This window comes from Acinetobacter sp. YH12040 (assembly GCF_013420005.1).
Classification (GTDB): Bacteria; Pseudomonadota; Gammaproteobacteria; order Pseudomonadales; family Moraxellaceae; genus Acinetobacter; species Acinetobacter amyesii.
Genome location: NZ_VOZB01000029.1, coordinates 1 through 2,180 on the forward strand (window position 1 = coordinate 1; position 2,180 = coordinate 2,180).

The 2,180-nt window shown below is 42.5% G+C and carries 2 protein-coding genes and 1 pseudogene; 2 read left to right on the forward strand and 1 reads right to left on the reverse strand.

The window, feature by feature from the left end; all coding sequences use genetic code 11:
• Together FTT99_RS16250 and FTT99_RS16255 are read left to right on the forward strand one after the other, a co-directional pair.
• A pseudogene (locus tag FTT99_RS16250) lies at positions 1-122 on the forward strand (hypothetical protein); the annotation flags it as partial.
• 67 nt (positions 123-189) lie between these two features.
• The gene (locus tag FTT99_RS16255; RefSeq protein WP_071830580.1) at positions 190-654 is read left to right on the forward strand and encodes an ATP-binding protein; all 465 of its coding nucleotides are present in this window, start codon (positions 190-192) and stop codon (positions 652-654) included.
• Between the two features lie 73 nt (positions 655-727).
• Here FTT99_RS16255 and mph read toward each other — a convergent pair whose 3' ends face one another.
• Positions 728-1,615, reverse strand: coding sequence for an Mph(E)/Mph(G) family macrolide 2'-phosphotransferase (gene mph / locus FTT99_RS16260; RefSeq protein ID WP_071830579.1), 888 nt, complete (start codon positions 1,613-1,615; stop codon positions 728-730).
• Between the last annotated feature and the right edge of the window lie 565 nt (positions 1,616-2,180).

The window sequence follows — 2,180 nt, forward strand, 5'->3', positions numbered from 1 at the left end:
ACCGCCATCGTGTCGTGATCGGCAAGGATACGCGCCTGTCGGGCTATATGCTTGAACCCGCGCTCACAGCCGGTTTCACCTCGATGGGCATGGACGTATTCCTTTTTGGCCCGCTGCCGACAACGTAATAGGAAGAATAAACGCCCTTTTCACCCAAGTCCAAATTAATTTGCCGATTCCATAATCAGGGTGTATTACAATTCCATAGAGTTTTTCAATCCAGGTGGTTTAGCTGATAACTTAACGATTGATCAGCTTCTTCGTGAAGATTACTCGCCATGGGCGCGCAATAAAAGGATATCTGCCACGTTCAAAGAAGCGCATTTTATTGAAAAATATGGGTCAGGCATCAAACGAATCCAAGAAGGCTTCGCATCCTATGGTCTGCGTCCCCCTGTCTTTGAAAATTTCCAGCACGGTTTTCGAGTTATTGTCTCATCAAAGCTACTTTTCGAATCTAATGAGGGAGTAAGTGAGGGAGTAAATCTACTATTTAATCAGATAAGAACTAATCCAGGAAAGCGTGCACCATTTTTAGTAAACGAGCTATTAGTTCCTGTCAAGATAGTAGAGCGGTGGCTCAAAATCTTAAGAGATGATCATAAAATCGAGTTTCGAGGAGCTCCTAAAAGTGGAGGATACTGGCTAAAATAGAAATCAATGATACTCTTAAGTGGCACCAATCGAACTCCTATTTTAGCATTTAAAAAAGTATCCTCACATCATTTTATTGAACAATACCTAAGGCTGCTCTGGCGGCATTGATATGATTATCGTCGTTGCACTCTACCGCAAAAGCGCCATATGCTAATGGAGCTGCAGCAGCCCTCTCTATAGATTGTTCGTAGAGCCTATCCCATATCGTTCCGCCTTGTTTAGCATACTCCGTTATCAAACTCTTCAGGCTATCCTCTCCAAAAACCGATACGTGACCAGAAAAGTCCAGTGCAGGATCACCCATATGCGCAGTAGACCAATCTATGATACCAGAGGTCTTACCTTCCTTCGAGGTTAAGACATGCCCTGCATAGAGATCGCCATGGATGAAACAAGTGAATTCAGGCCACAAAGGGTCATTGTCCAACCATCTACGGTATCTGTTTTCCAACGGCTCGCTGATACCTATCTCAGATTTCACCAAGTGGATACGGTCAGCTATTTCGGTCCTCAATTCACTTGGAGTCATTATTTTCAAGTTGCTCTTTCTCACATCGTCAGCTGTAATACGATGTAATTCGGCCAATGATTTTGCCAGAGACTCCACATAAGCTATGCTATCGCGATCTATGTTCCAAGAAACCTCATGTGTTATCGCATCGAATGTCAGAGCAGGCGCATCCTCCAGTAAAGGGTAGGCTATTAGGCGCTCCGATACAATTTTCCAATCAGGGACATTGATCGACAGGTTTCTTTTGGCTAAATCCAATATTCTACTTTCATTTTCGATTTGTTCAAGCATATCGCTTCTTCGAGGTATACGGAGTACCCAGTTCTCACCGTTTACTTCCTTTACAAAGGCAACTCTAAAGTCGATGCCCATCTCATTGACGCTCATCTCTTCCGAAATTCTCAGCCCATGCTCTAGGGCTAATGTTTGCATATCTTCGATTGTCATTTCTATACTGTTTTCTTTTATTAAATTGGTACCAGTTCCCCCGACAGGACATTCTGAATGTCATATACAGGTGTAACACTTTACCCATATTCTTTTCGTATGGATAACACTTCCCATCAGGGAACAAAAATCTGATACATGAATTAATTGTGAGACAGTAGACCTACTGTCGCATTGAAGCCATCTCGGCGACTATTTGATTAGGAAAACCAAGGCTTTGCCATCATAGCCTTATCATAGAAGTATAACATAGTTGTAAAGATAGAAAATTATTTTTTATTCATCCATGATGTTATTATTTTATAATAACATCATCTAAACATGTCCTGTCGCTCTTTTGTGCTGTGATATTTCATACCTATTAACTGCTTTCGTTTGAATTATACGACGTTCTACTCACAATAGGGCAAGGGTTACTCATTCCGTAGGATGCGGTTCACGTATAGGAAGAATAAACGCCCTTTTCACCCAAGTCCAACAGCTTTGGACCGCAGTTGACTCTTTCGACACCCCTGCGATGCAACCCAATCCGGCTGACGGGGAGCCAGCAACGCTGAAAATTTAC